The sequence below is a fragment of the Natronococcus roseus genome, from assembly GCF_043677095.1.
Taxonomy (GTDB): domain Archaea; phylum Halobacteriota; class Halobacteria; order Halobacteriales; family Natrialbaceae; genus Natronococcus; species Natronococcus roseus.
The window spans coordinates 531,496-557,117 of record NZ_JBHLJR010000004.1 but is presented as its reverse complement, the minus strand read 5'-3'; the positions used below and the strand labels follow the sequence as shown (position 1 = coordinate 557,117).

35 protein-coding genes and 1 pseudogene are annotated in these 25,622 nt (G+C 64.8%); 17 read left to right on the top strand and 19 right to left on the bottom strand.

Going from position 1 to position 25,622, the window contains the following annotated elements:
* Positions 1-69, top strand: a pseudogene (locus ACFEMD_RS14020) (IS6 family transposase); the annotation flags it as partial.
* A 93-nt stretch (positions 70-162) separates the two neighbouring features.
* Here ACFEMD_RS14020 and ACFEMD_RS14015 read toward each other — a convergent pair.
* The 4 genes from ACFEMD_RS14015 to ACFEMD_RS14000 form a co-directional block, all read right to left on the bottom strand.
* On the bottom strand, positions 163-762 hold the full coding sequence (locus ACFEMD_RS14015) for a DUF420 domain-containing protein (protein ID WP_394741635.1): 600 nt from the start codon (positions 760-762) through the stop codon (positions 163-165).
* 57 nt (positions 763-819) lie between these two features.
* A complete protein-coding gene (locus ACFEMD_RS14010) occupies positions 820-1,089 on the bottom strand; it encodes a HalOD1 output domain-containing protein (RefSeq protein ID WP_394741633.1) in 270 nt (89 codons plus the stop codon).
* Between the two features lie 63 nt (positions 1,090-1,152).
* A complete protein-coding gene (locus tag ACFEMD_RS14005; RefSeq protein WP_394741632.1) occupies positions 1,153-1,521 on the bottom strand; it encodes a helix-turn-helix domain-containing protein in 369 nt (122 codons plus the stop codon).
* Positions 1,522-1,634: 113 nt separating this feature from the next.
* Positions 1,635-1,790: a DUF7560 family zinc ribbon protein gene (locus tag ACFEMD_RS14000; protein WP_394741630.1), complete on the bottom strand. Its 156-nt coding sequence runs from the start codon at positions 1,788-1,790 to the stop codon at positions 1,635-1,637.
* A gap of 117 nt (positions 1,791-1,907) precedes the next feature.
* On the opposite strand from ACFEMD_RS14000, the gene ACFEMD_RS13995 reads away from it, so the two are divergent.
* Positions 1,908-2,555 carry a helix-turn-helix domain-containing protein gene (locus ACFEMD_RS13995; RefSeq protein ID WP_394741629.1) on the top strand — a complete coding sequence of 216 codons (648 nt, stop codon included), beginning with the start codon at positions 1,908-1,910 and terminating at the stop codon, positions 2,553-2,555.
* 67 nt (positions 2,556-2,622) lie between these two features.
* Entirely contained in the window at positions 2,623-3,090 is a 468-nt protein-coding gene (locus tag ACFEMD_RS13990) for a pyridoxamine 5'-phosphate oxidase family protein (protein WP_394741628.1), read from the top strand.
* Positions 3,091-3,155: 65 nt separating this feature from the next.
* Here ACFEMD_RS13990 and ACFEMD_RS13985 read toward each other — a convergent pair whose 3' ends face one another.
* Positions 3,156-3,293 carry a DUF7560 family zinc ribbon protein gene (locus ACFEMD_RS13985; protein ID WP_005553525.1) on the bottom strand — a complete coding sequence of 46 codons (138 nt, stop codon included), beginning with the start codon at positions 3,291-3,293 and terminating at the stop codon, positions 3,156-3,158.
* 166 nt (positions 3,294-3,459) lie between these two features.
* On the opposite strand from ACFEMD_RS13985, the gene ACFEMD_RS13980 reads away from it, so the two are divergent.
* From ACFEMD_RS13980 to ACFEMD_RS13965, 4 genes are all read left to right on the top strand, one after another.
* A complete protein-coding gene (locus ACFEMD_RS13980) occupies positions 3,460-4,119 on the top strand; it encodes a helix-turn-helix domain-containing protein (protein ID WP_394741627.1) in 660 nt (219 codons plus the stop codon).
* A gap of 84 nt (positions 4,120-4,203) precedes the next feature.
* Complete coding sequence (locus ACFEMD_RS13975; protein WP_394741626.1) at positions 4,204-5,052, top strand: HpcH/HpaI aldolase/citrate lyase family protein; 849 nt, start codon at positions 4,204-4,206, stop codon at positions 5,050-5,052.
* Positions 5,053-5,150: 98 nt separating this feature from the next.
* Positions 5,151-6,407, top strand: a complete 1,257-nt coding sequence (locus ACFEMD_RS13970) for a Glu/Leu/Phe/Val family dehydrogenase (RefSeq protein ID WP_394741624.1) — start codon at positions 5,151-5,153, stop codon at positions 6,405-6,407.
* Positions 6,408-6,492: 85 nt separating this feature from the next.
* Positions 6,493-6,999 carry a DUF2062 domain-containing protein gene (locus ACFEMD_RS13965; protein ID WP_394741623.1) on the top strand — a complete coding sequence of 169 codons (507 nt, stop codon included), beginning with the start codon at positions 6,493-6,495 and terminating at the stop codon, positions 6,997-6,999.
* A 319-nt stretch (positions 7,000-7,318) separates the two neighbouring features.
* Here ACFEMD_RS13965 and ACFEMD_RS13960 read toward each other — a convergent pair whose 3' ends face one another.
* Both ACFEMD_RS13960 and ACFEMD_RS13955 read right to left on the bottom strand, forming a co-directional pair.
* Positions 7,319-7,405, bottom strand: coding sequence for a CHRD domain-containing protein (locus ACFEMD_RS13960; protein ID WP_394741655.1), 87 nt, complete (start codon positions 7,403-7,405; stop codon positions 7,319-7,321).
* Positions 7,406-7,603: 198 nt separating this feature from the next.
* On the bottom strand, positions 7,604-8,413 hold the full coding sequence (locus ACFEMD_RS13955) for a hypothetical protein (protein ID WP_394741622.1): 810 nt from the start codon (positions 8,411-8,413) through the stop codon (positions 7,604-7,606).
* A 129-nt stretch (positions 8,414-8,542) separates the two neighbouring features.
* Between ACFEMD_RS13955 and ACFEMD_RS13950 the strand changes: the two genes are divergently transcribed.
* On the top strand, positions 8,543-8,710 hold the full coding sequence (locus ACFEMD_RS13950) for a hypothetical protein (protein ID WP_394741621.1): 168 nt from the start codon (positions 8,543-8,545) through the stop codon (positions 8,708-8,710).
* 301 nt (positions 8,711-9,011) lie between these two features.
* Here ACFEMD_RS13950 and ACFEMD_RS13945 read toward each other — a convergent pair whose 3' ends face one another.
* From ACFEMD_RS13945 to ACFEMD_RS13935, 3 genes are all read right to left on the bottom strand, one after another.
* Positions 9,012-9,230, bottom strand: a complete 219-nt coding sequence (locus tag ACFEMD_RS13945) for a hypothetical protein (protein ID WP_394741620.1) — start codon at positions 9,228-9,230, stop codon at positions 9,012-9,014.
* Between the two features lies 1 nt (position 9,231).
* On the bottom strand, positions 9,232-10,374 hold the full coding sequence (locus tag ACFEMD_RS13940) for an acyl-CoA dehydrogenase family protein (RefSeq protein ID WP_394741619.1): 1,143 nt from the start codon (positions 10,372-10,374) through the stop codon (positions 9,232-9,234).
* A gap of 61 nt (positions 10,375-10,435) precedes the next feature.
* Positions 10,436-11,662: a DUF7544 domain-containing protein gene (locus ACFEMD_RS13935; protein WP_394741618.1), complete on the bottom strand. Its 1,227-nt coding sequence runs from the start codon at positions 11,660-11,662 to the stop codon at positions 10,436-10,438.
* A 150-nt stretch (positions 11,663-11,812) separates the two neighbouring features.
* On the opposite strand from ACFEMD_RS13935, the gene ACFEMD_RS13930 reads away from it, so the two are divergent.
* The 3 genes from ACFEMD_RS13930 (at position 11,813) to ACFEMD_RS13920 (ending at position 14,790) form a co-directional block, all read left to right on the top strand.
* A complete protein-coding gene (locus ACFEMD_RS13930) occupies positions 11,813-12,625 on the top strand; it encodes an RIO1 family regulatory kinase/ATPase domain-containing protein (RefSeq protein ID WP_394741617.1) in 813 nt (270 codons plus the stop codon).
* An 82-nt stretch (positions 12,626-12,707) separates the two neighbouring features.
* Positions 12,708-13,196, top strand: coding sequence for a hypothetical protein (locus tag ACFEMD_RS13925; RefSeq protein WP_394741616.1), 489 nt, complete (start codon positions 12,708-12,710; stop codon positions 13,194-13,196).
* Between the two features lie 58 nt (positions 13,197-13,254).
* Positions 13,255-14,790: an aldehyde dehydrogenase family protein gene (locus ACFEMD_RS13920; protein ID WP_394741615.1), complete on the top strand. Its 1,536-nt coding sequence runs from the start codon at positions 13,255-13,257 to the stop codon at positions 14,788-14,790.
* 144 nt (positions 14,791-14,934) lie between these two features.
* On the opposite strand, the gene ACFEMD_RS13915 is transcribed toward ACFEMD_RS13920, so the two are convergent.
* A complete protein-coding gene (locus tag ACFEMD_RS13915) occupies positions 14,935-15,267 on the bottom strand; it encodes a 2Fe-2S iron-sulfur cluster-binding protein (RefSeq protein WP_394741613.1) in 333 nt (110 codons plus the stop codon).
* 128 nt (positions 15,268-15,395) lie between these two features.
* Between ACFEMD_RS13915 and ACFEMD_RS13910 the strand changes: the two genes are divergently transcribed.
* Positions 15,396-16,097 carry a class I SAM-dependent methyltransferase gene (locus ACFEMD_RS13910; protein ID WP_394741612.1) on the top strand — a complete coding sequence of 234 codons (702 nt, stop codon included), beginning with the start codon at positions 15,396-15,398 and terminating at the stop codon, positions 16,095-16,097.
* Positions 16,098-16,319: 222 nt separating this feature from the next.
* On the opposite strand, the gene ACFEMD_RS13905 is transcribed toward ACFEMD_RS13910, so the two are convergent.
* The 7 genes from ACFEMD_RS13905 to ACFEMD_RS13875 form a co-directional block, all read right to left on the bottom strand.
* Positions 16,320-17,144, bottom strand: coding sequence for a carbon-nitrogen family hydrolase (locus ACFEMD_RS13905; RefSeq protein ID WP_394741611.1), 825 nt, complete (start codon positions 17,142-17,144; stop codon positions 16,320-16,322).
* Complete coding sequence (locus ACFEMD_RS13900) at positions 17,141-17,575, bottom strand: CoxG family protein (RefSeq protein WP_394741610.1); 435 nt, start codon at positions 17,573-17,575, stop codon at positions 17,141-17,143. The genes ACFEMD_RS13905 and ACFEMD_RS13900 overlap by 4 nt, the downstream gene beginning before the upstream one ends.
* Positions 17,576-17,700: 125 nt before the next feature.
* A complete protein-coding gene (locus ACFEMD_RS13895; protein ID WP_005553547.1) occupies positions 17,701-17,925 on the bottom strand; it encodes a DUF7123 family protein in 225 nt (74 codons plus the stop codon).
* Between the two features lie 89 nt (positions 17,926-18,014).
* A complete protein-coding gene (locus ACFEMD_RS13890) occupies positions 18,015-18,200 on the bottom strand; it encodes a DUF7525 family protein (RefSeq protein WP_005553549.1) in 186 nt (61 codons plus the stop codon).
* Positions 18,201-18,279: 79 nt separating this feature from the next.
* Complete coding sequence (locus ACFEMD_RS13885) at positions 18,280-19,137, bottom strand: bile acid:sodium symporter (RefSeq protein WP_394741608.1); 858 nt, start codon at positions 19,135-19,137, stop codon at positions 18,280-18,282.
* Positions 19,138-19,365: 228 nt separating this feature from the next.
* A complete protein-coding gene (locus ACFEMD_RS13880) occupies positions 19,366-20,397 on the bottom strand; it encodes a phosphate signaling complex PhoU family protein (RefSeq protein ID WP_005553556.1) in 1,032 nt (343 codons plus the stop codon).
* 103 nt (positions 20,398-20,500) lie between these two features.
* A complete protein-coding gene (locus ACFEMD_RS13875) occupies positions 20,501-21,607 on the bottom strand; it encodes an ATP-NAD kinase family protein (protein ID WP_394741607.1) in 1,107 nt (368 codons plus the stop codon).
* Between the two features lie 96 nt (positions 21,608-21,703).
* On the opposite strand from ACFEMD_RS13875, the gene ACFEMD_RS13870 reads away from it, so the two are divergent.
* Complete coding sequence (locus ACFEMD_RS13870; protein WP_394741605.1) at positions 21,704-21,829, top strand: hypothetical protein; 126 nt, start codon at positions 21,704-21,706, stop codon at positions 21,827-21,829.
* 70 nt (positions 21,830-21,899) lie between these two features.
* Here the strand turns inward: ACFEMD_RS13870 and ACFEMD_RS13865 are convergent, their stop codons facing one another.
* Positions 21,900-22,592: a competence/damage-inducible protein A gene (locus tag ACFEMD_RS13865; protein ID WP_394741603.1), complete on the bottom strand. Its 693-nt coding sequence runs from the start codon at positions 22,590-22,592 to the stop codon at positions 21,900-21,902.
* Between the two features lie 127 nt (positions 22,593-22,719).
* On the opposite strand from ACFEMD_RS13865, the gene ACFEMD_RS13860 reads away from it, so the two are divergent.
* The 4 genes from ACFEMD_RS13860 to queC all read left to right on the top strand — a co-directional run bounded on the left by ACFEMD_RS13860 (position 22,720) and on the right by queC (position 25,622).
* Positions 22,720-23,109 (top strand): winged helix-turn-helix transcriptional regulator, encoded by a 390-nt coding sequence (locus tag ACFEMD_RS13860; protein ID WP_394741601.1) that lies wholly within the window; start codon positions 22,720-22,722, stop codon positions 23,107-23,109.
* Between the two features lie 410 nt (positions 23,110-23,519).
* Positions 23,520-23,975 (top strand): 6-pyruvoyl trahydropterin synthase family protein, encoded by a 456-nt coding sequence (locus ACFEMD_RS13855; RefSeq protein ID WP_394741599.1) that lies wholly within the window; start codon positions 23,520-23,522, stop codon positions 23,973-23,975.
* 1 nt (position 23,976) lies between these two features.
* Entirely contained in the window at positions 23,977-24,816 is an 840-nt protein-coding gene (locus ACFEMD_RS13850; protein WP_394741598.1) for a 7-carboxy-7-deazaguanine synthase QueE, read from the top strand.
* 20 nt (positions 24,817-24,836) lie between these two features.
* Complete coding sequence (gene queC, locus ACFEMD_RS13845) at positions 24,837-25,622, top strand: 7-cyano-7-deazaguanine synthase QueC (RefSeq protein WP_394741597.1); 786 nt, start codon at positions 24,837-24,839, stop codon at positions 25,620-25,622.

Sequence of the window (25,622 nt, the reverse complement as noted above, 5' to 3'; positions counted from 1 at the left end):
AATGCGTACGCGGAAACAGCTGACGAGTGGCTCAGATCGTTCGCCTTTGCGTGGAATCAGCTTATCTGAACACGATGCTTCGTACGGAACGCCGTAACTGGCTACCGACGCACCCGGCGGACGGGCCTCGTGTGCGCCGGTACTGACTTCCAGCAGACCGGCTCAGGGGAACGGCGCGAGCATCGCAAACTCGTAGCCGTAGACGTGGTTGAGCATGAGGTAGGTGACGATTCCGAGGACGAGACTCAGGATCCACGAGCCGGCGGCGATCCGGCCGACACGAGCGTGGATGGTCTCCCGAAGCTCGGACGGAGAGTGGGTGAGACCCAGGATCAGCGCGTACAGCACGACCGGGACCGCGACGATCGAGAGCACGATGTGGATCGCGAGCATCGCGAGGTAGAGTTCGTACTCCGGGGAGGGGCCGACGAACTCCTTCGTCCCGCCGCCGCCGACCCGGATCAGGTAGACGACCAGAAACAGGAGGATCGTCGCGAACGCGCCCGTCATCGCCGCGCGGTGTTTGTCGACGTCGCCGGCTCGGATCCAGTACCAGCCCGCGACGAGCAACACGGTCGTGACGGCGTTGATCACCGCGATCGCGTGGGTGAACAGGTTGACCTGCGCGTTCGTCAGATCGGGGTAGATCGGGACGTCCGCGACGAAGGTTCCGATGACGAGCACGTAGCCGACGATCGTCAACAGGATCGTTGCGCCGATCGGTCGCTCCCGAAGTCGCTCTCTCGCGTCGGCGGTTGCCATCGGCCGACGGTTAGGAGGGGGCGCCTATCTGTCTTGCCGTTTCGGAACCCGCCCCGATCACTCGAGCGTGACGTTCCCGCGGTGATCGACGGTGACGTCGTACCCACAGTAGGAAAACGAGACTGAGCCGACACGTGGTCGCCCGTCCCGAAGCGGGGCGAACAGCTCGTCGAGCGCGGTCGGATCGACGACCGAGTGGAGGGGGTCGTACGCCGGCATCGTGAGCCGGTCGTACCGAACACCCTCCGCGTCGGCGACGGCCTCGACGACCGCCAGGCTCGGCGGTTTCGATTCCGTTCCGTCGGTTCCGTCGTAACTGCGACTCACGGTGGACCTTCCCTCCGAGAGCCGATAACGGTATCCCTCGTCACGACCGATCGAGCCGAGCACTCACGAGAGCTCGAGCGCGATCCCGCCGTCGTCGACCGAAATCGTGACGTCGTCGACGCGCTGGTCGTACTCGCTCGCGTGGCGGCCCGACTGGCGGATCCGCAGCTTCTCCTCGAGCAGGTCGGCTTCCTCGAGGAGCTCGAGCTTCCGGTAGGTCGTCGAGAGGGGCACCCCACAGCGCTCGGAGAGCTCCGCCGCCGAGAGGTAGGGCTCGCTGTCGCCGAGCTCCTCGAGAATAGCGCGACAGTCGCCGTCGTTGAGCGCGGTGAGAACCGTTCTGATCTCGTCCTCGCCCGAAACGGTCCGTGGCTCGTCCGTCAGTCGGTCGCGACCGTACGTCCCCGGGGCTCCAGTCAGCGATTGGCTCATACTCCACCGTGGGGCCCGGAGGGCCACCAGTGTTGACCACCGATATCGGGGACCCTTTATATTCCGGTGTTACACATAGTCACGCACGGAAGGAGCAGGAAGCTCGTCGTTCGTCACGCGGTTTCCGCGGCTCCGAAGGCGCCGAGATCCACCTCGGCGCCACAGACGGCGCATCCGTTTTCGACGAGCGCGTCGCGAACGGCGTCGGTGACGGCGATCGATCGGGTGCAGGCCGGACAGACGAACCGCGCGTTCTCACGGGTGCTCATAGCTCGAACTACGTCCTCCACCCATAAGGTCCCGATTCTCGTTCCGAGGGTGTGGGAATATCGGCGTGCGGTAGCTCACTTTAAATACGACGCAGTCCGAAACCGCCTGTAGGACCTATGTCGTCGGGAATTCGCGCCACGGTAAAAGTAGACTCCCCCGAAGCCTGCCCGATCGCACGGTTTTCGCGGGAGACGGGAACGACGATCGATCAGGTGTCGACGAGCGTCTCCTGTGGTTCGGAGGGATCGACGACCGAGTTTCTCGCGGACGCCGACGTCGAGTTCGACGAGTCAATCTCGGGACCGGTGTTCTCCTACGGGACGACGAACCTCTACCGCTGTTCCCACGACGACGAGGCGGCGTGTCCCTGCGAGTGTCTGGGATCGTACGACTGTCCGGTTCACCGCTACCGGGCGGCCGACGGCGACGTAACGGTCGTCTTCCACGCGGCCGACTTCGACCAGCTCCAGGCGGTGATGAACGAGTTCCGCGAGCGGTACCCCGGCGTCGATGTCCAGAGCCTGCTCCAGCCACCCCTCAGCGGAACGCCGGAGGAACGGATCTTCGTCAACCGCGGAAAGCTGACGGATCGTCAGTACGAGGTGCTCGAGACGGCCTACGAGATGGGCTACTTCGAGCGGCCGAAGGAGGCCAACGCGACGGAGGTCGCGGAGTCCCTCGGGATCACCCAGTCGACGTTCACCGAACACCTCGGCGCGGCACAGCGGAAACTCCTCGGCGACGTCCTCGAGACCGGGACGTAGCGTCGCGGCCCGCTCGGTCCGGAGACAACGGAAGTAGTTTAGTGCTACGCCCACTCGGGGTACGACAATGGCACTTGCCGAGGAGACCGAGATGACCGACGGTGAGATCGACGCGTTTCTCAGCCGCCACGAGACGGGCGTACTGGCTCTCGCCAGGGAGCGGACGCCGTACGCGATTCCGATCTCCTACGGGTACGACGCCGACGCTCGAAGCTTCTATCTGCGATTGGTCTCGACGCCCGAAAGCGAGAAACGCCAGTTTCTGTCCTCCTCGCCGGAGTCCCGGCTCGTGGTCTACGAGGAAGCGGACTCGGGTGAGACGTATCGGAGCGTTGTCGCCGTCGGCTCGCTCGAGGAGATCGATCCGTCGGAGCTGACCGTCTCCCACATCGAGCAGTACGGCGAGGCCAAGCGGCCGCTGTTCGAGATCTGGGGGAGTTCGAAGGAGAACCTCGACATCCAGCTCTACGAGTTCGAACCGACGGAGCTGAGCGGTCGACGGACCGAGATCGACCGCGACGCCGAGAGCAAGTAGCCGAACCCTCGGACGAAACAGTCGGCGATACGTCCCGGTGTTCATCGAGCGGAGTCGGGCTCGATCTACTGTCTCGAGAAGTGTTCCTGCGAGACCGACGCGCCGCAGACGGGACAGCCGTGTGATAGCGTCGCCTCGCGAACCGGCGTATTGACGTCGATCTGTTGCCCGCAATCCGGGCAGGTAAACTCGTATTCGGACATCCCTCGTGTTTCCTCTGTAGAGAGTGACTCGCCGTACTGAAGTCGTCGACTCCAACATATCCGGGTGGGTTTAAGAGAATGTCGGGATCGGCTCGGTTTCGCCCTTTTTTCCACGCGCTGGGAACTGGCGACCGAAGTAATCGTGGTCCGTCTCGAAGCGGGGTGTATGAGTGGATTGTCAGCGACGGTCGTGCTTCGCGACCCGGAGAGCTGCCCGGTCGCCCGCGCCACGAGCGCGACCGGCGAATCGGTCGAGGCGGTCTCCCGGTCGTCGCCCTCGAGTCCGGAGACGCCGGCCGTCGAGGAGTTCTCGATCGAGAGCGAGGGTGAGTCCGAACCCCTCGAGTCGGCCGACGTCGGGGTCGAGCTGTCGACGGTCTCCGCGAACGAACACGGCGAGGTGTACCGGTTCACGCGGGATCTTGACGGCCCCTGTGCCTGCGAGGTCGTCGAGACCGAGGGGACGCCGGTGTCGTCGATCCGGGCCGAGGAGGGGGCGCTGTATCTGACCGTCCGGGCGTCCGACGTCGAGGCGCTGTCGGACATCGTCGGCGCACTTCGCGAACGGTTCGAGGCCGTCGAACTCCAGCAACTGCTCCGAACCGGCGAACGGGAGTCGACGGATCTCGCCGTCGTCGACCGGAATCGGCTGACCGACCGCCAGCAGGAGGTCCTCGAGACCGCCCACGAGATGGGGTACTTCGAGTACCCGAAGCGAGCGAACGCGGGCGACGTCGCCGAGGCGATCGGTATCTCGCGGTCGACGTTTTCCGAACACCTCGGCGCCGCACAGACCAAGCTCCTCGACGCGATCCTCGAGGCCTGAGTCCGACCTGAACCCGTCGGCATCGATGGAGTGCCGAGCTGCCGGATCCGTACATTCACGGTGGCGGTCCGCACACACGGTGGTATGGTACGTCGAAGCCTGCTGTTCACGCCGGGGGACCGACCGGAGATGCTCCGAAAGGCGCCCGATTCCGGCGCCGACGCGATCGTGTTCGACCTCGAGGACGCCGTCTCTCCCGGCCGCAAGGACGAGGCCCGCGAGGCCGTCCGCGAACTCCTTTCCGATCCCGGCTTCGATCCCGACCCCGAGGTCTGCGTCCGGGTCAACGCGGAGCGGTCGGCGATCGAGCGCGACCTCGAGGCCCTCGCGGACGCCGACTCGCTTCGCCTCGACAGCGTCATGCTTCCGAAGGCGACGGCGGGCGCCGACATCCGCGAGCTGGCCGCCGACCTCGAGGAACGCGGGCTCGCCTATCCGGTTCTGGCCCTGATCGAGAACGCGGCGGGCGTGCTCGCGGCGCCCGAGATCGCAGGCGCGGACGCGACCGACGCCCTCGTCTTCGGCGCCGAGGATCTCTCGGCGGATCTCGGCGCGACCCGGACGAGGGAGGGAACCGAAGTGCTCTACGCGCGAGAGCGGGTCGTCCTCGCCGCGGCGGCTCGAGACTGCGAAGCGATCGACACGCTGGTCACCGACTTCGGCGACGGGGAGCGCCTGCGCGAGGACGCCGCGTTCTCGGTGCAGCTGGGCTACGACGGGAAGCTGGCGATCCACCCCGCCCAGGTCGATCCGATCAACGAGGCGTTCTCCCCCGACCCAGACGAGGTCGAGTGGGCCGAGCGCGTCCTCGAGGCCGAGCGGGAAGCCGAGGAGGCGAATCGAGGGGTGTTCGAGGTCGACGGAGAGATGATCGACGCGCCGCTGATCGCACAGGCCGAACGAATCCTCGAGCGGGCGTCGGCATCGAACTAGCAGAACAGAGAGCCTAGAACGCCCTAGTATATCCGCGACGTGTTCGATTGTGACTTCTATTCGCTACGCTTATCCACCAGTCCGATAAACGCCTCCGTATGACCGGGCAGGCGAACCCATTCGAGAGTCTCCAGTCGCAGATCGACGAGGCCGCCGCCTACATCGACGTCGAAGACGACGTCCTCGAGCGGCTGAAACACCCCGAACGCGTTCTCGAGACGAACCTGACGATCGAACGCGACGACGGCTCGCTTGAGCGGTTCAAGGCGTTTCGCTCGCAGTTCAACGGCGATCGCGGCCCCTACAAGGGCGGTATTCGCTACCACCCCGACGTCAACCGCGACGAGGTAAAGGCGCTGTCGGGCTGGATGGTCTACAAGTGTGCGACCGCCGACATCCCCTACGGCGGCGGGAAAGGGGGGATCGTCATCGATCCGAGCGAATACTCGGACGCCGAACTCGAGCGGGTCACTCGTGCGTTCGCCAAGGAACTTCGCCCGATGGTCGGCGAGGACCGCGACATCCCCGCGCCCGACGTGAACACGGGCCAGCGGGAGATGAACTGGATCAAGGACACCTACGAGACCTTAGAGAACACCACCGAGCCGGGGGTCGTCACCGGCAAAAACCTCGCCAGCGGCGGCAGCGAGGGCCGGATCGAGGCGACCGGCCGCTCGACGGTGCTCGCCGCCCGCGAGGCCTTCGACTACCTCGGGGAAGATCTCGAGGGTGCGACCGTCGCGGTCCAGGGGTACGGCAACGCCGGCTGGATCGCCGCCAAGCTGATCGACGAGATGGGCGCGACCGTCGTCGCCGCCAGCGACTCCAGCGGCGGGATCTACAACCCCGACGGCTTCGATCCGGTCGCGGCCAAGGAACACAAGAACGAGACCGGCAGCATCGTCGGCTACGAGGAAAGCGAGGAGGAGCTCACCAACGAGGACGTTCTAACACTCGACGTCGACCTGCTGATCCCCGCAGCCCTCGAGAACGCGATCGACGCCGACCTCGCCGAGGACGTCTCGGCCGACGTCATCTCGGAGGCCGCCAACGGCCCGCTCACCCCGGAGGCCGACGCCACCCTCGCCGAGGCGGACGTGTTCGTCATTCCGGACATCCTCGCCAACGCCGGCGGCGTCACCGTCTCGTACTTCGAGTGGGTCCAGAACCGCCAGCGCTTCTACTGGGACGAACAGAAGGTCAACGAGGAACTCGAGGACCACATCGTCGACGCCTTCGACGCTCTCGTCGAGACTATCGAGGAGAACGACCTCGAGAACCCCCGCACCGCGGCCTACGTGGTCGCGATCGAGCGCGTCGCGAACGCCTTCGAGGAAGCCGGCAGCTTCCCGTAATCTCGCCTCGAGCTGTCGTCCCAGCGACACGATTGCGAGCACGTCGACATGTTTTTGCCGACCCGGACGGACCGATCGACAGAGCGTGATCCGAGACCGGCTCTCCCGGTACCGCGAGCGCGTCCGCCGGGAGCTGACGACCGCCCTCCAGGAGGAACACACTCCCCACGAGGTCGGACTGAGCTTCGCGACCGGGATCTTCGTGACGGCCCTGCCGACCGGGGGGCTCGGGATCGGCCTGCTGGCCGGGCTCGCGGCGTGGCGGTCCTGGGTCAGCAAGCCCGCGATCATCGCCGCGATCGCCGTGCTCAACCCCCTGGTCAAGCCCGCCGTCTACGTCGGGAGCTATCAGGTCGGCGGCCTCGTCTTCGGTGAGCGACCGCTTCGCTCGAGCACGACCGACGCCTCGCTGCTCGAGACGGCGGGCATTGTCGTTCGGCAGCTCCTAGTCGGAAACCTCCTGATCGCCGCGGTGCTGTCGGCCTCGAGTTACGTCGTCGTCGCCCGGCTGACGCGGCTCCACCGGGAACGGGCGGACGACCCCGCCGAGCGGTCGTCCGCGTCGGCCGTGCTCGGGCTGTTCCGCCGCTAACGAGGGGGTTTCTGCGAGAATACGATCCGTTCGTCGGGTGCTCGAGTGCACCCTCGGGCCGGCGACGTCGGCGTTCCAATCGTCCGGCCTTGTTGAAACCCTCAGTCGGTGATAGGTTTCAGTAACCGTGCTGAATACAGAAAATAAGTGCAGCACGGTAACCGAGTTTGTTTCGTGGTGTGTCCAACGTATCAGATGTTCAGTGAGTATAGGAACAGAATAGATCAGCAGCCGAGAGTCGGCTATCATGTGTATCTGTTCACCTTCATGCCAGATATCGTCACCTTATCGAGCACAGAGCCAATTCCTTGGATATCCATTAATCGTCCCGGATTTCACCATCAGGGTGTTCGACTGTGTGAACGTTCACATACGTTTCCTCATTTTGCAGGGCGTCTACGAGGATTTGGAGTGATTCACCCTCAAACGGCCGAGAAAATCATTCTCTACGGAGATAACGCGATTGAGGCGGCGCTGTCTAGCGATCCTACAGAGCAGAATAGGACACTCGAATCTTCTGCACGACTCTGGCCAATTTGTAGTAGTAAAACCGCTCAATAGTACCTTCTATACAAGTAGGAGAATGGTGTACTAATACATAGTGTTATCCTTCATACTCAGTATATCCCTCTCCTTCCCACCTAGTGCTGGCACCACTGGTGAAATCTACATTAATTCCTATTCCCTTACTACTGACACCGACAGTAATATTTGATATCGATCCTTTATATGGTTGTGAGATATTATGGAAATATTCACAGAATAAGGGGGGTTTAGCGTCATCTAATGCTTGAACGTATCCTTCCAGAGCGAACGAGACTTCGTCTTGATAGACTTCGTCTCGACGACCAGAAGGCGGTATTTCACCACCCATTATGTCGACAGCACCAGTAACACCTGATTTATTAGGATCATACCCATCAATTGATATGTCGTGCCATTTATCTCCATCACCAAACATATATGTCATTGGAGGATTATATTCAGTGATATTTCCTAGTGACCAGTGGTCTGTGTTCCAAGTGATGCCAATGATATCGTCAACCCGGTCTGCTGCTCTAAACATTCCCTCGTAACCACTATCCATAGTCATGATAGCTTGGAACATATAATGGTCTGAGCTATTTGATAGTCCATATAGGTATAAATCAAATGTGCCCTTTCTGAAGGCATGTTCAATGCCCATTTCATCATCTGGTTCGTCATAAACGTCAATAGAATTGAATTTATACTCTTCTACTCCGTGCGCTTCAAGCAGTTGCTTAGCCCTATCGTCGTTATCATTCACACGAGCTTTGGCAATTCGTTTGCTTAGACGTTCTACTGGATCCTTTCCTTCGTTTCCGCTAACAGTACCAGTGATAGCTAGCGTTCCAACACCACTGATCGACTTGATTACTGATCGCCTCCGCATATAGCCATTCGATATAGCTACAATAATAAACATTTTGGCAACATGATACCAGTAATTATCGAAATATCACTTAGAATAAATTAATGATAAGTCGGAAATTTTTTCTATAAACCAATGCATACGTACTATATGGAATCTAGAGACTATCTTGTTGGGATACTTGGGTTGCAGATCACAACAGTTGCTGGCTTAATGGAGGTAGCCGATGCTATTGGTACTACAGGCGAGGGATTTTGGTTTATAGCCGCATTAATTGGAATACTCGTCACGATATCTGGCTTAGCATTGACAAGGTGAAATCTTCTTGCAGAAGTCATGCTTTTCCCTTTTAGTGCTCCAATGATATTCTCTGGATAGCATTCGGAATTACAAGTCGATTTAAAGGTTGTGAGAATTCAGTCAAACCCTTGCCCACCATTCTGATTAGATTATTCAGTGCAGTCCAATTGGAAAATGAAGTCAGTTTGCTGCATTCATGCTCTGCACTAATCAGTCACTATTCATTCCAGATCGGCTCTTGATCAGTGCGACATTCGCGCTGTGTATTCAGCACGCAGTTTGTATCAGCTCTGAAGAATTTCAGCAGAGCCAATCGTCCCTAAACGACCCCTAGCCCGTAGGCGAGCAGGGCGAGCCCCACCAGGACGGCGACGGCGCCCGTCCCTCGAGTGACCGTCACCCGGTCGGACGCCTCGAGTTCGGCGTCGTCGAACGGCGTCATCCCCTCCCGGCGCTGGGCCTCGACGATCGCGGGGGCGTACCGAATCCCCGCGAGGCCGAACGCGAGGAAGACCACCCCCAGAGCCGTCGCGAGCATCCTACAGACCGAGTTCGCGGCCGATGACGAGGTGCTGGATCTCGCTCGTCCCCTCGCCGATCTCCATCAGCTTGGCGTCGCGGTAGAACCGCTGGGGGGCGAAGTCGGTGGTGTAGCCGTAGCCGCCCAGCACCTGCACTGCGTCCTCGGCGACCTCGCGGGCGGCCTCGCTGGCGTCGAGTTTCGCCAGCGCGGACTCGCGGGCGACGGGCTCGCCCTGATCGTAGCGGTGGGCCGCCTGGTGGGTGAGCAGTCGGGCGCGTTCGGTCTTGCGGTGCATGTCGACGACCTTGTCCCGAACGGCGTCGAACTGCGAGATCGGCTGGCCGAACTGCTCGCGCTCCTGGCTGTAGGCCTTGGCGTGCTCGTAGGCGCCCTGGGCGAGCCCCGTCGATAGCGCTGCGATCGAGATCCGCCCACCGTCCAGGGTCTTCTTCGTCTGGTCCCAGCCGTCGCCCTCCTCACCGAGCAGGCGATCCTCGGGCAGGCGGACGTCCTCGAGCTGGATCTCGCAGGTCGGCGAGGCGTTGAGTCCCATCTTGTCCCAGATCGTCGTCACCTCGAACCCGTCGTCTTCGCGGGGGTCGACGATGAACGTCGAGATCCCGTCGTAGCCGGCGCCGGGGTCGGTGACGGCCTTGACGAGCACCGAGCCCGCCTCCGAGGCGTTCGTGATGAACTGCTTGGTGCCGTTTACGACCCACTCGTCGCCCTCTTTTTCGGCCACGGTATCCATATCGGAGGCGTCCGAGCCGCTGCTCGGCTCCGTCAGCGCCCAGCCGCCCATGTACTCGCCTTCCGCGAGCGGGCGCAGCCAGCGTTCTTTCTGTTCGGGCGTCCCAAACAGCTCGAGCGGTTTCGACGCCAGCGAGATGTGGGCGACGTAGGAGAGCCCGACCGAGCCGGAGACGCGTCCGATCTCCTCGGCGACCAGCGAGTACATCAGGGTGTCGCCGCCGAGCCCGCCGTACTCCTCGGAGATGGGCACGCCCATCATATCGAGGTCGGCGAGCTGGTCGAAGATCTCCTCGGGGAACCGGTGGTCGTCCTCGATCTCCTGGGCGATCGGCTCGATCTCGCCCTGGCAGAACTCCCTCACCGTCTCCTGGATCATCCGATGTTCGTCCGGCAGCTCGAAGTCCATATGCAATACTTGCCGAGCCCCGGAATAAACGCTCCGGAAAAATGATCAACTACGGCGTCGGCTACCAGCCGCGGTCGTCGTCCTCGTGGTTCTCGCGGTCGTTCCGACCGTCACGGTCATCGCGGTCGTCGCGGTCGTCGCGGTCGTCGCGGCCGTCGCGGCCGTCGCGGTCTTCGGCGTCGCCCCAGCCGGCGTCCTCCCAGTCGTCGATCTCCTCCTCGTCGTCGACCCACCCGTAGTCGGCCGTCCAGTCGTCCTCGTCGTCACCCCGGTCGTCGGTCTCGGGCGGTCGACTCGAGTCGTCCCAGTCGGGCTCGGACGGTTCGCCGCCGTCGGCTCTGATCGCCGCCCGCTGGTCGGGGATCAGATCGAGGTCGGCATTCGTGTCGCCGAGCAACAACAGCGCGTAGTACTTGAAGTACGAAACGACCGGAACCTGGACGAGCAACGCGGCGAGCACGAACGCGAGGACCCCCGTCAGAACCACCACTGCGGCGAGGATCGCGCCGACGTCGCCGAGTGCGAACAGCAGGACCGCGACGACGATGAACGGGATCGCGACGATGATACCGGCAATCAGCGTGAGGATACTGACGGCGATCCCGACGGCGGCCTGGATGATCCAGACGAGAACGAGGTAGACGACGTACTCGAGCCAGTTCGCCCGGACCGTCGGCCAGAAGCGGCGCCACGCCGAGAGCACGCCCCGCTCCTCGAGCAGCATGATCGGGGCGACGAACTCGGAGGTAAAGCGGCTGATCACGGCGTAGAGAAGGTAAACGCCGACAGCGAACAGCGCTGCCAGACCCACTATTCCGGTCGTTCCGTCGATCCCGCCGAGGCCGAGTATCGAGGCGACGACGGGGGTCGCACCGACGAGCGCCGCGATCGCGATAAGTGCCACCCGGAACCCGAACAGCCGGATGCCACGGCCGACGTTCGCGTTCGAGTACCGTCGAACGCGGACCGTCTCGGAGCGAAGCGACTCGATGAAGACGAACTCCATGACGGCCGCGACGAGCGCGTACCCGAGCCACAGCAACAGCAAGAAGCCGACGGCGACGACGGCGGCGAGGATCGCCTCCTCGGGGATCGCCTCGGCTCCGGGGCCGGGTGCCTGTTCGGCCGCCGGACCGACGTCGCCGGTCGGAGCGGACGGAAACCCGGTGCCCAACCCGCCGACGAACAGCGCGAGTATCGCTAGCCGGAGCCACAGCCCGGCCCGGACCGGCGTCAGGAAGTTCCGCGTCGCGTCGATCGCGTCACCGAGGTCGTCGACAGCGTCCATGCGTACGGAACGGTACCGTCGCACCGCTGATAATAATACTGTTCCGACGGTCCGCGAGCGGTCGCGGCGAGCCGCGAGCTCGTCCCGGAAACCGGTCTCGATTGCGACAGTTCGAGAGGCATTTAACCCCATCGCTCCTTCGTTCGACGTATGGATATCCGCCAGCTCGCTCGCGGAACCGTCGAGTGGAGCCGCATCGAGCGCGTCGTCCGGACGCTGGCGGATCGGTACGGTCGCGAGGACGTCCGCGTCGAGTTCCTCGAGGCCGACAACTGGCTGTCGACGCCGTGTGTCATCGACGAGGAGTGGTTCGTCAAGATCGTCTCCCGGCAGAACGCGCTGGTCCACGCCCTGCTGACGACCGGTCGCAACGTCGGCGCCTTCTCCTCCGGTACCGAGGGGTTTTTCGACCGGTTTGACACGCCCCGCGAGATGGTCGAACACGAGTACGAGGCGACCAGACGAATGCGCGAGATCGGGATCAACGCGCCCCGGCCGATCGACGCCTTCGAGGTCAACGGCCTGGGCGTGCTCGTCCTCGAGTATCTCCCGGCGTTCGAGTCCCTCGACGAAGTCTCCGACGAGTTCGTCGCGGCCCGCGCCGTCGACCTCTTCGAGATGCTGGCGACGCTGCACACCCACGGGATGGCCCACGGCGACCTGCGCGCCGAGAACATTCTGCTGTGTGACGGCGAGCTGTACTTCATCGACGCCACCAGCGTCCACGAGGATCGGGTCGACGAGACGACCGCCTACGATATCGCCTGCGCGCTCGCGGTGCTCGAGCCCCGGATCGGCCCGCGAGACGCCGTCAACGCGGCCCTGTCGGTGTACGATCCCGAGACGCTGCTGTCGGCCCGGCGCTTTCTGGACTTCGTTCGGCTGCGCCCCGATCACGAGTTCGACTCGACGACGCTGCGAAGCGAACTCGAGAAGGCGGCCGATCTGGGCCGGCAGCGCTGACGGCGCCACGTCTTCGGACGAGCGATCGCGACCCCGCGAGTGCAGGCACTGCCGGTTTTTTCCGCTCACCGTTAGCCCGCCCATGGGAACGCAACTCACCGAGGCCGACGTCGGCAAACCGGTCGAGACCGCGGACGGCGAACGGGTCGGCGTCGTCGCTTCACTCGAGGGTGCGACGGCCGAGATCGACTACGATTCAGACGCGCTCGAGTCGCTCAGGGGAGCGCTCGGCCAGAACGTCGACACCGATGCGGAAACGGTTTCGTTTGGCGAGGACGACGTCGGCGGGGTCACGGACGAGACGGTTCGGCTCGAGCGCGCCGGCGACGACAGGGGGCCGGATCCCCACACCGAGGACGAGACAGTAGCCGGACGAGACGACAAACACACGGAAGACGCCGAGGGACGGTCCGCGGGAGCCGACGAGTCAGGACGCTCCGGCGAGGCCCTCGAGCCCGAGACCGAGGAGATGGACGAGGCCGGCGACGAGCGCCACCCCGACACCGAGGAGGCGCCGCCCGAGGGCGATCGAACGGTGACCCGAGACCGCGGCAAGGACGAGGACCGCTGACCCGCTCGCGACCCTTGTTTCCATCAACGTTTTCACGTCGTTTGTCCTCTGTTCACACATGAGCCAACAGGCCACCGAGCAGGTACACAGCCACTACATCGCGGGAGAGTGGATCGACGGAAGCGGTTCGGAGACGTTCGCGAGCGAGAACCCGGCGACGGGTGAGACGCTCGCGGAGTTCCAGCGCGGGACCGCCGACGACGTCGACGCCGCCCTCGAGGCCGCCGAAGAGGCCTTCGAGGAGTGGCGCGGCCTCTCGTACATCGACCGGGCGGAGTACCTCTGGGACATCTACCACGAGCTCCGTGAGCGCCACGAGGAGCTCGGCGAGATCGTTTCCCAGGAGTGTGGCAAGGAGATCAGCGAGGGGAAAGCCGACGTCACGGAAGCCTGGCACATGGTCGAGTGGGCCGCCGGCAACGCTCGCCACCCCCACGGCGACGTCGTGCCGAGCGAGGTCGCGAACAAGGACGCCTACATGCGCCGCAAGCCGCGGGGCGTCATCGGCTGTGTCACCCCGTGGAACTTCCCGGTCGCGATCCCGTTCTGGCACATGGCTATCGCCCTGGTCGAGGGCAACACGGTCGTCTGGAAGCCGGCCGAGCAGACGCCGTGGTGCGGCCAGATCATCGCCGAGATGTTCGAAGATTCGGGGATCCCTGAGGGCGTGTTCAACATGATCCAGGGGTACGGCGACGCCGGCGCCGCGATCACCGACGACGAGCGCGTCGACACCGTCCTCTTTACCGGCTCCGCGGAAGTAGGCCAGGAGATCGCCAGCAAGGTCGGCGGCGAACCCGGCAAGCTCGCGGCCTGCGAGATGGGCGGCAAGAACGGCATTATCGTCACCGAGGAGGCCGACCTCGAGATCGCCGTCCACTCGGCGATCATGTCGAGTTTCAAGACGACCGGCCAGCGCTGCGTCTCGAGCGAACGGCTGATCGTCCACGAGGACCTCTACGACGAGTTCAAGGAACGCTTCGTCGAGATCGCCCAGGATATCGCCGTCGGCGACCCCCTCGAGGAGTCGACGTTCATGGGGCCGGCCATCGAGGCCGAACATCTGGAGAAGATCGAGAAGCATAACGAGCTCGCTCGCAAGGAGGGTGCCGAGGTGCTGGTCGACCGCTTCGAACTCGAGGACGGCGAGATCCCCGACGGCCACGAGGACGGCCACTGGGTCGGCCCGTTCGTCTACGAGATCGAGTACGACACCGACCTGCGCTGCCTGAAAGAGGAGTGTTTCGGACCCCACGTCGCCCTGCTCGAGTACTCGGGTGACATCGAAGACGCCGTCGAGATCCACAACGACACCCCCTACGGGCTGGCGGGGGCGATCGTCTCCGAGGACTACCGCCAGATCAACTACTTCCGCGACCGCGCCGAGATCGGCCTGGCCTACGCGAACCTGCCGTGTATCGGCGCCGAGGTCCAGCTTCCCTTCGGCGGCGTCAAGAAGTCGGGCAACGGCTACCCCAGCGCCCGCGAGGCCATCGAGGCCGTCACCGAGCGCACCGCCTGGACCATGAACAACTCGAAGGACATCGAGATGGCCCAGGGGCTCTCGGCAGACATCCTCACTCGAGAGGACTGATACGGTTTGCTGTGACGATCTACCGGTGCAACCGCGACCGCTCTGCGGTTGCACCGGTAATGACTCACAGTAGACCGTATGAACGGCGTCCTCGAGCCAGTCTCCGTTTTCGATGCACCGACCCCTGTCGGACAGCCCGCGACGCTAGTCGCGCGGCGTGTTCTCCGTGTGCTGTCCCCAGAACCCGCCGTGTTTCTCGACGTTCAGATCACCCTGCACTTCCGTCTGACAGGAGAGCCGTAGCCCGCCGTCGGAGCCGTGTGGCGGCACCGAGAGCCGGCGTTTTTCGCGCGTCGTCGGCTCGCTCGCGGGGCCGTCGATCTCCACCGCGCACGTCCCGCAGGTCCCGTGGCCCCGGCAGTTGAGCAGGGCCGCCCGCCCGTTGTGCGGCGACAGCCCCGCCTCGAGCAGGACGTCCCGAAGGGTCGCTCCGTCCTCGCAGTCGATCTCTTCCCCCTCGAAGGTAACCGTCGGCATGGGCTCCGTACGCGGCGCGGGACAAAAGATGTTTGCGACTACACACCACGGAACTTGGTGCCAATATCCTCATTCCTCGGTACCGACTCTCACTCACGCTTACGAGAGTTGAAAGTGTGTCACACAGTATGACAGCACACGATCCGTTCGGTCACGCCGTCCGCGACCACTACCGCGGCGAGCGAACGGCGCCGCTGCTCGACCGCGACGGCGAGGAGACCCGCGAGCACACTATCGAAGAGTGGTACTTCGGCGACCACGACGAGGACGCCTGGCGCGACGCGTGGCTCGAGGGACCGCTGCTCGACATGGGCGCCGGTGCGGGGCGGGACGCACTCTACTACCAGGAGCGGTTCGAGACCGTCGCTATCGAAGTGAGCGAATTCCTCGTCGACCTGATGCGGGAGCGGGGCGTCGAGGACGCCAGGCTCGCCGACATGTTCTCGCTCAGGGAACGCTTCGACCGCGACCGGTTTCGGTCGGCCCACGCGATCGGGACGCAGGTTGGACTGGCCGGTTCGATGGACGGTGTCCGGGAGTTTCTGGCCGATCTCGCGTTCGTGACGACTCCCGACGCTACCGCCGTGCTCGACAACTACGCGCCCGAGCTGGCGGCGACCGCGGACGCCTTCGGCTACCGCGAGGACGCCGTGCCCGGGCTGGCCTACAGAGCGTACCACTGCGAGTACGAGGGCGACGTCGGTCGGACGCTGCTGTTTCGACTGTTCAGCGTCGATCGGCTTCGGGAGGCGACCCTCGGCACGCCGTGGACGGTCGCCGCGACACGGTACGGCGACGTCCAGTGGCGAGCCGTTCTCGAGAAACGATGACTCGTCGAGCCGACGCGATGCTCGAGGTCGGAACGTGAAAGACGCGGGCGAAAGGAGTGGCGCGGACGAAGGCGAGCCGACGGGAGTGGGTCGCTCGATTCCCGGGAGATCGAGCGAGGCGCGGCCGGAGCGACGCGCAGTGCCGGTCTGACGTGAAAAGCGCCTGTAACCGGCATCGAAGACAATGCCGTCAGTGGATAAAAAAACAGCGGTCGAGGTCGGCTACAGTCTTCGGTCCCGAAGCGCGGGGAACTCCTCGCGAATCGACGCGATCGCGTCCGGATCGATCTCGGCGGTGACGAAGGCCGGATCGTCGCCGCTCGAGGCCAGCGTCACGCCCCAGGGGTCGTAGACCGTCGACCGTCCGAGCAGTTCGGCGCCGGCGTCGTCGAACTCGCCGGAGCCGTTGACCGTCGCGACGTAACACTGGTTCTCGATCGCCCGCGCCCGCGAGAGGGTTTCCCAGTGTTCGATCCGCGGGTAGGGCCAGGCGCTGGGGACGACCAGCAGCTCCGCGCCGGCGTCGACCAGCTCCCGGTAGAGTTCGGGGAATCGCAGGTCGTAACAGGTCGTTACGCCGATCGTGACGCCGTCGATCGTCGCCGTCTCGATCCGCTCGCCAGGGACGAGCAGCTCGGCTTCGGCCGAGTCGTAGCCGAAGAGATGGTGTTTGCGGTAGACCAGCTGTAACTCGCCGCCGGCGTCGAACAGCGCGGCGGTGTTGGCCAGTCCCTCGTCGGCGGGCGTCTCGACGGACTCGGTCTCGGCGAGATCCTCGACGATGGTCCCCGCGAGGACGGCGATCCCGTGATCGGCGGCGGCCTCGCCGAGTCGGGTGAACGTCTCACCCTCGAAGGGCTCCGCGTAGCGCTCGTAGAGGTCGAACGCGAAGTAGCCGACGTTGAACAGCTCCGGCAGGGCGACCAGGTCGGCCCCTTCGTCGGCGGCCCGTTCGACCGCCTCGAGGGCGCGCTCGACGTTGCCATCGACGTCGCCGGCCTCGATATCGAGCTGGGCGAGCGCGAGGTCGAGTCCGTCGGCGGTCACGGCGATCCCTCCAGGTCGCGCTCGAGCGCCCGCTGCAGGTTCTCGAGTTCGCCGTCCAGATTGCGCTTGAAGAACTTCTCGACGCCCGGCAGCTTGCCGTCGACGACGAACTCGTTCTCGAGGCGGCTTCCGGTCTCGGTCTCGACGATCCGGTGTTCGCCGGTGACGTCCAGCCCCGTCGATTTCCCGGTGAACTTGACGTACTCCGGGGGGTCTCGAGTGATATCCTCGGTTTCGACGGCGACGGTCTGGCGAACGAGCGGGATCGGCAGCTCGACCTGCCAGGTCGCTCGTCGGCCCTCGGGGCCGTCGATGGAGTACTCCTGGACGACGCTGATCGCCCGGGCGCGGTTCTCCGGATCGACGATGAACTCCCAGACCCGTTCCGGCGGCGCCGCGAGCTCGAACGACCGGTCGACGCGTACAGTCATGCAACTACGTCGGTCGTTCGCGGGTAAAAAGACCACGAACCCCTCAGACGGACCGTCACAGCGAGTTCCGACTCATCCTCGAGCCGTCCCGTGATCGCGTCGAAGCCGGCGTAGCGCGGCCCGCCTCAGCTGACGGTAACTCGCCAGGTCGTCGACCGGGCACGACCCCACTTCTCGATGTCGACCTCGTCCGACTTCTCGGCGAGGTGGGGGAGGCGGGCGCCGACCTGCTTCGAGGAGAGGTCGATCGCCTCCGCGATGTTTTTCGCCCGGAAGTACTGCTCGCCGCGGGCGGCACTCTCCCTGAGGTACGAGAGAATACGCTGCTCTTCGTCGGAGTAGTTCGTCATCGTCCGTTACACAGTGTAGGTCGTCGGCGGTATTAACGTTTGACGCCAACTCTCGAAGGGCGATATCGAACGGCGAACCGATGGGATCGTCAGTCCCAGTAGAGGTGAATCCCGACGACCGCGAGCGCGCTAAACAGCATTGCGCCGGCAAAGCCCCACGCGGCTTCGATGTCGGGGGCGCCGACCAGCATGCCGAGCGCGCCGATGGTTGCGACCGCACCGAGTGCAAGCGCCAGTCCCAGGCCCTTGTCCGTCGACTCCGATTGCGTAGTCATGCTCGAGGGTTCCGAGTGGCGTCGCTTAATTGCTTTCATTCGTGCAAGCCGAGGGGTACCCGCAACCGGGCACCGACGACTATCCGGAGGTGGCAGCGTCGAGATGACGAACCAGTGAGCTGCTCACGAGCTGCTGGACGACGTAGAAGGCGGTGATGCTGGCGACGATCGTCCCTCCGCCCAGCACCGCGCCGATCATCACCGAGACGCTCATGTTCTTCATTGAACTCGAGAACAGGACGGTGACGCAGTCGTCCTGTCGTACCCCATGTACGTACAGTCCGTACGCGACCGCCGCGCTGAGGCCGATCGCCGCGGCCCCGATCGCGCCGACGAACGCAAGCTGGGAGGGCTCGAGCGCGAGCGTCGAGCCGCCGACGCCGGCGTAGATCAGCGCGCCGATCGTGGCGATCGAGAACCCGTCGAGCTGGCTCTCGGAGACCGAGCCCTCGGGAACGACGTAGGCGAGCGCCCCGCCCGCGAGGACGATCGCGCCGAGCTCGAGGATCAGCGCCGAGGCGGAGACCTCGACTGCAGAGTCGGCGAACAGGGTGATGAGCGATGGCATGACGAGTGGCGCGAGCAGCATCGAAGCGAGGACGACGAGCGTCGTCAGAACGGTGTTCCCGCCGCCCAGGCGCGTCCAGATGATCGAGCTCCCGGCCGCCAGTGGCGCCGAGAGGACCACGAGGACGCCCAGGAGCATCTCCCCGGAGAGCACCACGGCGGCGACGGGGTACAGCGCAACCGGAACGAGCAGGTAGAGACAGAGCAGGGAGGCGACGACCGGCAGCGAGACGCGCTGGTCCGCCGCCTCGCCGAGGCTGAACCCGTAAAAACCGGTGAAGATCAGCCCGGCGACGAGCACCGGCAGGAGCGGCTGGAGTGGGGAGGCGAACGTCGGGTACGCGACGCCCGCGAGCGTGGCGCCGATCACGACCAGGAGCGTACTCTGCGATCGGGCGGCGTTCCGGAGACGGGCGATGTGTCGGACGATGGCAGCGAGTATTGGAACGGCCGTATATGTGTCTTTTCACTCGGCCAATACCTGATCTAAATTAGTGAGGAATACCGCTGGGAGCCGCGCTGGGCTCCGGCTCGAGCACTCGAGAGAGCCCTTCGTGACGGCTTCACGAGACCGGCGAGACCGAAGTTCGGAGACCGATCAGCTGATCGTCGTGTGCTCGGACTCCTCGTTGAGCGCGAGGTTTGCCGAGATCTCGGCGTTTCGCATCGCGTACTGGGCGGTCTGCTGGAGGCTAACGAGCACCTCGCGAACCCGCAGCAGGTCTTCGTTGTCCATCTCGGGAAGGTCGGCGAGGATCTCCGACTCCCGATCGGCGATCTCGTGGAACAGCGCTCGAACCTCGTTTGATTTGTCGTAGTCCCGCTCGACGGCGGCCTCGACCGCCAGCGAGGTGATCTCGTCGACGATCTCGTTCAGCTCGCGGATGTCGCGCATGACGGAGCTGTCGATGTCGAGGGTGTGGCCCTCCGTCTCCATGACGATGTCGGCGATGTCCTCGGCGTTGTCGGCCGTGAGTTCGAGGTTCTTCGCGATCGAGCGGTAGCCGATCAGCGGGAACCCGCTGTTGAGCCCGACCGCCCGAGCGAGGTTCGGGTTCTGGTAGGCCGTAAAGATCAGGCGCAACAGGAGCACGAAGATCTTGTTGGCCTGGCGCTCGCGGTTCAGCGCGCGCTGGGCGAGATCGGGGTTGCCGTGGGCCAGCGCCTTGATCGCTTCGCCACGCATCGTGCTCCCGGTTCGCTCGAGGCGCTCGAGGAGGTTGTCGAGGGTGAAGTCCTCCGGGTCGACCGAACAGCGAATCGAGATGTTCTCGGGGGTCTCCTCGATCACGCCCAGTCCCATGAGCTGGGTTTCGGCCTGGTAGACCGCGTTGATGTGCTCGGACTCGAGGGCGCCGTCCTCACACTGGATCCGGATCACTCGTCGGCCGAGCACGTACTGGGCGACGATCGCTCGTTCGACGGCGGCCGCGTCGAGATTGTCGACGTGGATCGTCGCTTCGGTCTCCTCGGTGTTAGCCGATTCGGGCATCACGGTCAGCGTTCCCTTGCCGCTGGTCCGGATCGTCACTTCGTCTCCCTTCTCGACGTCGTGTTCGGACGCCCATTCCGCCGGGAGGGTCATCGCGAGCGTCGACGGACCGAGTCGCTGCACTTTCCGCGTTTCCATACGCCGAAGTAGGCTAGAGGACACCTTAATCCTGACTATACACACAGTATATTTGCATCCGATAGTAATATCGTTGTCACAGATCCGTTAGAACGGTCTCTCCTTAAACAACCTTCACGAGCCGGGTCGTGAACCGTCCCGTTCGCACCTTCATCCAGCCCCGGAGCTCCTCGTCGAGGTCGTCGTCGTCGGTGTCGACCCGGAGCGCGTCGATCGCGTCCAGCTTCTCGCCGGCGGCGACGACCGCGATCTCGTCGGCCCGCTCGATGACGGCGGGCGAGAGCTGGTGGTTGCCCCGCCCGAAGACGAACCCCTGGCCGCCGATCGGCGAGACGACGATCGTGACCGGGTCCTCGAGGACTGCGAGGAGCTCCGCCTCCGCGGCGTCCCGTGCGAGGACCTCGCCGTCGCGCCAGACGTCCACCCCGAGCGGGGAGGCGTCGATCCCGAGTTCGGCCTCGATCGCGCCGACCGTTCCACCGGGACCGAAGACGTAGGTCCGCTCGTTCTCGATCTCGCGGGCAAAGCCCGCGGCCAGCGATTCGGTGCTGCCGCTCGAGACCTGCTTGCCCGACTGAACATCCGGCGCGACCGGTACCGGAACGACCGCCCGTAGCTCGGATCGAACCTCGCCCTCGCGGTAGGCCGCCTCGTCGATGTCGTTGACCTCGCGGGGCTCGACCGCGTCGAACCCGGCCGCGATCCGCCCGGCGTCTCTGGGCGTGACGGCGAACACCGAGGAGTAGATCTTGACCCCAGCCGGCACGCCGAGCATCGGCGTCTCGTCGCCGATCTCCTCGAGCACCTCGGCGACGTCGACGGCCGTCCCGTCGCCGCCGACGAACAGGACGAGATCGACGCCCCGCTCGAGAAACGCCCGGACGGCCGCCCGCGTGTCCTCGGCGGAGGTCTCGGCGTCACCGGGGTCCTCGGGCGGTCCCTCGGCGGACTCCGACCACGGATCGTAGACGACCTCGGGCTCGAAACCGGCGTCTCGAGCCGCGTCCTCACCTATCGGGCCCGCGGCCGCGTACACCGTCAGCCCGTCGGTCTCGCGGGACAGTACCTCGAGCGCCCGGCGCGCCCGTTCGGGCGCCCGCGTGGTCGCGCCGCGCCGACGCGCTTCCGCGACTTTCCCGTCGGTTCCCTTCAGCCCGACCCGCCCGCCCATGCCGGCGATCGGGTTGACGACGACGCCGATCGTATCCATAGCGGGCCTTCGGAGGCGGCGACCAAAGCCGTGTGGCTTTTCGTCGAACGACACGCTTTCTGAAAGACTAAGAGGGACCGGAACCGACCGCGACGCATGAACGAACTGATTGCCGTCGTGCTCGAGGCCGAACCGACGCTGCCGATGGATATCGCCGGCTGGGGAACGCTCCTGTTGAGTCTCGTCGTCACGGTCGTCTGGCTGGCGTATCTCTACCGGTAGACCGGGCGAGTGCCTCGAGGCCTGCCCCGAGGCATTCCCGATAGCGCGGTCCGACGGGTGTCCGCGACCGCTACGACTCCTCGACCGTCTCCACTCGCTCGCGGAGCCACGTCGCCGCCGCCGCGACCGTCTCCTCGTCGGGTCCGGAGAGCTCGAGCCTGACCGACTCGCCGGGGTAGCTCCCCACCGAGACGTCGAACTCCCGGTTGAGGGTCTCGAGGCGATCGAGCAGCGCGCTCTCGGGTTCGTCGGCGACGACCGTCTCCCGGTACACCCGGGTCCCGGTGAACTCCTCGGCGACCGTCTCGAACATCGCCCGCATCTCCGACGGAACCCCCGGGAGAACGTAGACGTTCTCGAGAACCGCGCCGGGTGCGACTCCCGCATCGTTGTGTAGCGGCCGTGATCCCGCGGGCAGGTCGGCCGTTCCGGTCGTCAGATCCGACCGCGAGTAGCCGTGTTCCTCGAGCCACTCGAGGGCGGTCTCGTCGGTCTCGAGCTCCCGTCCGAACGTCGCCGCGATCCCCTCCATCGTAACGTCGTCGTGAGTCGGACCGAGCCCGCCCGTGACGAGGACGGCGTCGTAGGCCGCGCTGTAGTCGCCGACGACCGCCGAGATGTCCTCGATCCGGTCGGGGACGGTCGTCACGCGCTCGACGGTCACGCCCCGATCGGCGAGCCGTTCGCAGAGCCAGGTGGCGTTGGTGTTCGTCGTCCGTCCGGCGAGCAGTTCATCTCCGACCGTCACGACCGCGGCGTTCATACCCTCGCCTTCGAACCGACGGTTGAAATGGCTCCCGCCACCCGTCGACCCCGCTCCCTATCGCATAAAAAGAAATACTTTCAGTCGATCCACAATACTCACTGCCGATTCGCGCGTGGACGGTTCCATGACTCGAGGCCGGAACGACGACCTGACTCGAGACCGAAGCGACGACCGTATCGACTCGCCGGCGCCGACGGTGCTGTCGGCGGTCGGCAAGGAGTACAGCGCGTCGATCCTCTGTGCGGCGGCGACCCCCAAGTCCGCGAGGCGGTTGAGCGACGACGTCGGCATCCCGATCGCCACCTGCTACCGGCGCATCGAGGAACTCGTCGACGCCGGCCTGCTGACCTGTGACGGACAGCGGCTCTCCGAGGAAGGTCGCCAGACGACCGTCTACCGCCGAACGGTCGACGAACTCGAGGTCGAGTTCTCGCTCGAGGGACCGACCTGCTCCCGGGAACGGCGAAGCGAGGCGAGGGTTCGGCTACAGGAGCGACTCGAGGGCGAGCCGTAACGGCGGTTGGGAGTACGGTTTCGAGATCGAGTGCTATCCGAGACTCCGGATCAGATGAGCCTTCACGCACAATCGGTATCGAGGTACGCGGAGGTCGAGTTCCTGGGAACAGAGTTTGTTCCGAGTGACCTCCTCCCCGTCGTAAACGACGGGGCTTCCCACGGCACCGCACCGCTGGATTGGGATATTTACTGGTTTCCAGCCTGTCGGCATGACGGGCGGATGGCGGGGCCACACCGCCGTTACCCCTATCCCGGCAGGGGACCCGGAGTTATCTTGACCGAGACACCACTGTCGACGCTCGTTAGCGAAGAACAGCGGAAACGTACTCTCCCACTCCTCCCTCACTTTGGACCGTCGACTCGAGCACGGACCGACCGGTCTAAGTATTCCAGGAAGAATATCCAGGTATGACCGAGAAGCACACCGCCCGCGAGGAGAGCGTGGCCGGCAGCCGCCGGGTCCTCCACGTCGGCCGGGACCGCCCGATTCGGATCAGCGCCGGCCATCGGCTCCTTCACCACGACGGCAAGTGCGCTCGACCCCACGGGCACAACTACGAGGTGGCCGTCAGGGTCGAGGGCGAGCTCACCGAGGAGGGGTGGGTCGCGGACAAGGGCGATATTACCGCGGTGATCGACGAGTGGGATCACATGTTTCTGCTCGAGCGGGGCGACCCCCTGGTCGAAGCGTTCGAGGAAGCCGGCGACGACGACGGCGTCGTCGTCCTCGAGCACCCGCCCACGGCGGAGGTGATGAGCGTCCTCCTCGAGGAGAAACTCGAGGCGGCCCTGCCCGACACCGTGGTCGACGTCGCCGTCCGGGTCAACGAGACGAGCGAACTCTGCGGGGGAGGGCGGCTCTGAGATGCCCGTCTCCGACTCCGTCGACCGGGAGGCAGTCGGCGACCGCTCCCCGAGCGGCGAGGGCCTCCCGATCAACGAGCTGTTCTACTCGCTGCAGGGCGAGGGGACCCTCGCCGGGGTTCCGTCGGTGTTCGTCCGCACCAGCGGCTGCAATCTTCGATGCTGGTTCTGCGACTCCTACCACACCTCCTGGGAGCCGACCCACGCCTGGATGAGCCTCGAGGAGATCGTCGCCGAGGTCGAGGCCCACGCCGAGGCCGACCACGTCGTCCTCACGGGCGGCGAGCCGCTGCTCCACGAGCGAAGCGTCGCCCTGCTCGAGGCCCTCGAGGAGCGTGGCTACCACACCACCGTCGAGACCAACGGCACGATCCACCGCGAGGCGCCGATCGACCTCGCCTCGATCAGCCCGAAGCTCGAGAGTTCGACGCCGACGCCCGAGCGAGATCCCAGGAGCGAGATTCCTCCGGAATCTGGGAACGGTGAACGGCGACCGGAGGGAGCCGTGAACCAAGGAGAGGGCGAGTGGGCCGAGCGCCACGAGAACGACCGCATCGACCTCGAGGCGCTTTCCGCGCTCGTCGAGGACTACGCGTTCCAGCTGAAGTTCGTCGTCACCGACGAGGGCGACATGCCCGAGATCCTCGAGCTGCTCGAGGAGCTTCGCGAAGCAACGAGCGAGCCGATCGGCGACGACGACGTCCTCCTGATGCCCGAGGGTGCCACCCGCGAACGCCTCGCCGAAACCCGCAGCCGCGTCGCCGAGCTGGCGATGGAACACGGCTTTCGGTACACGCCCCGACTCCACGTCGACCTCTGGAACGACGCCCCCGAAACGTAGCTGACGATACCGATCGCACCATGACCGACGACACCACGACCACGACCACGGCCGACGGCACCACCACGACGACCAAGGACACGTCCGCACGGGACGACGAACCGGCCGCAAAACGCGCCGTCGTCCTCCTCTCGGGAGGGATGGACAGCGCCACCGCCGCCGCCGTCGCCCGCGAACGGGGCTACGACGTCTACGCCCTGCACACCTCCTACGGCCAGCGTACCGAAGACCGCGAACTCGAGTGCGCCCGCAGGCTGGCCGAGGCGTTCGACGCGGCCGACTTCCTGCGGATCGAAACGGGCCACCTCTCGGCGATCGGCGCCTCGAGTCTCACCGACGACGAGCTCGACGTCGCCGACGCCGACATGGACAGCGAGGAGATCCCGACCTCCTACGTTCCCTTCAGGAACGCGAACCTGCTGGCGATGGCGGTCTCCTACGCCGAGGCCAACGGCTGCGAGGCGGTCTTTATCGGCGCTCACAGCGAGGACTTCTCGGGCTACCCCGACTGCCGACCCGAGTTCTTCGAGGCCTTCGGGCGCGTCGTCGACGTCGGCACGAAACCAGACACCGAGATCGCGATCGAGGCGCCGTTCGTCGAGAAGTCGAAGACCGATATCGCCGAGCGGGGGCTCGAGCTCGAGGTCCCGTACGAACACACCTGGAGCTGTTACCGCGAGAACGAGCCCGCCTGCGGCACCTGCGACGCCTGCGCCTACCGCCTGCAGGCGTTCCAGCGCCTCGGCGTTCGGGATCCGATCGAGTACGAGCAGCGGCCGTCATACCTCGAGGGCGAGTCAACGTAG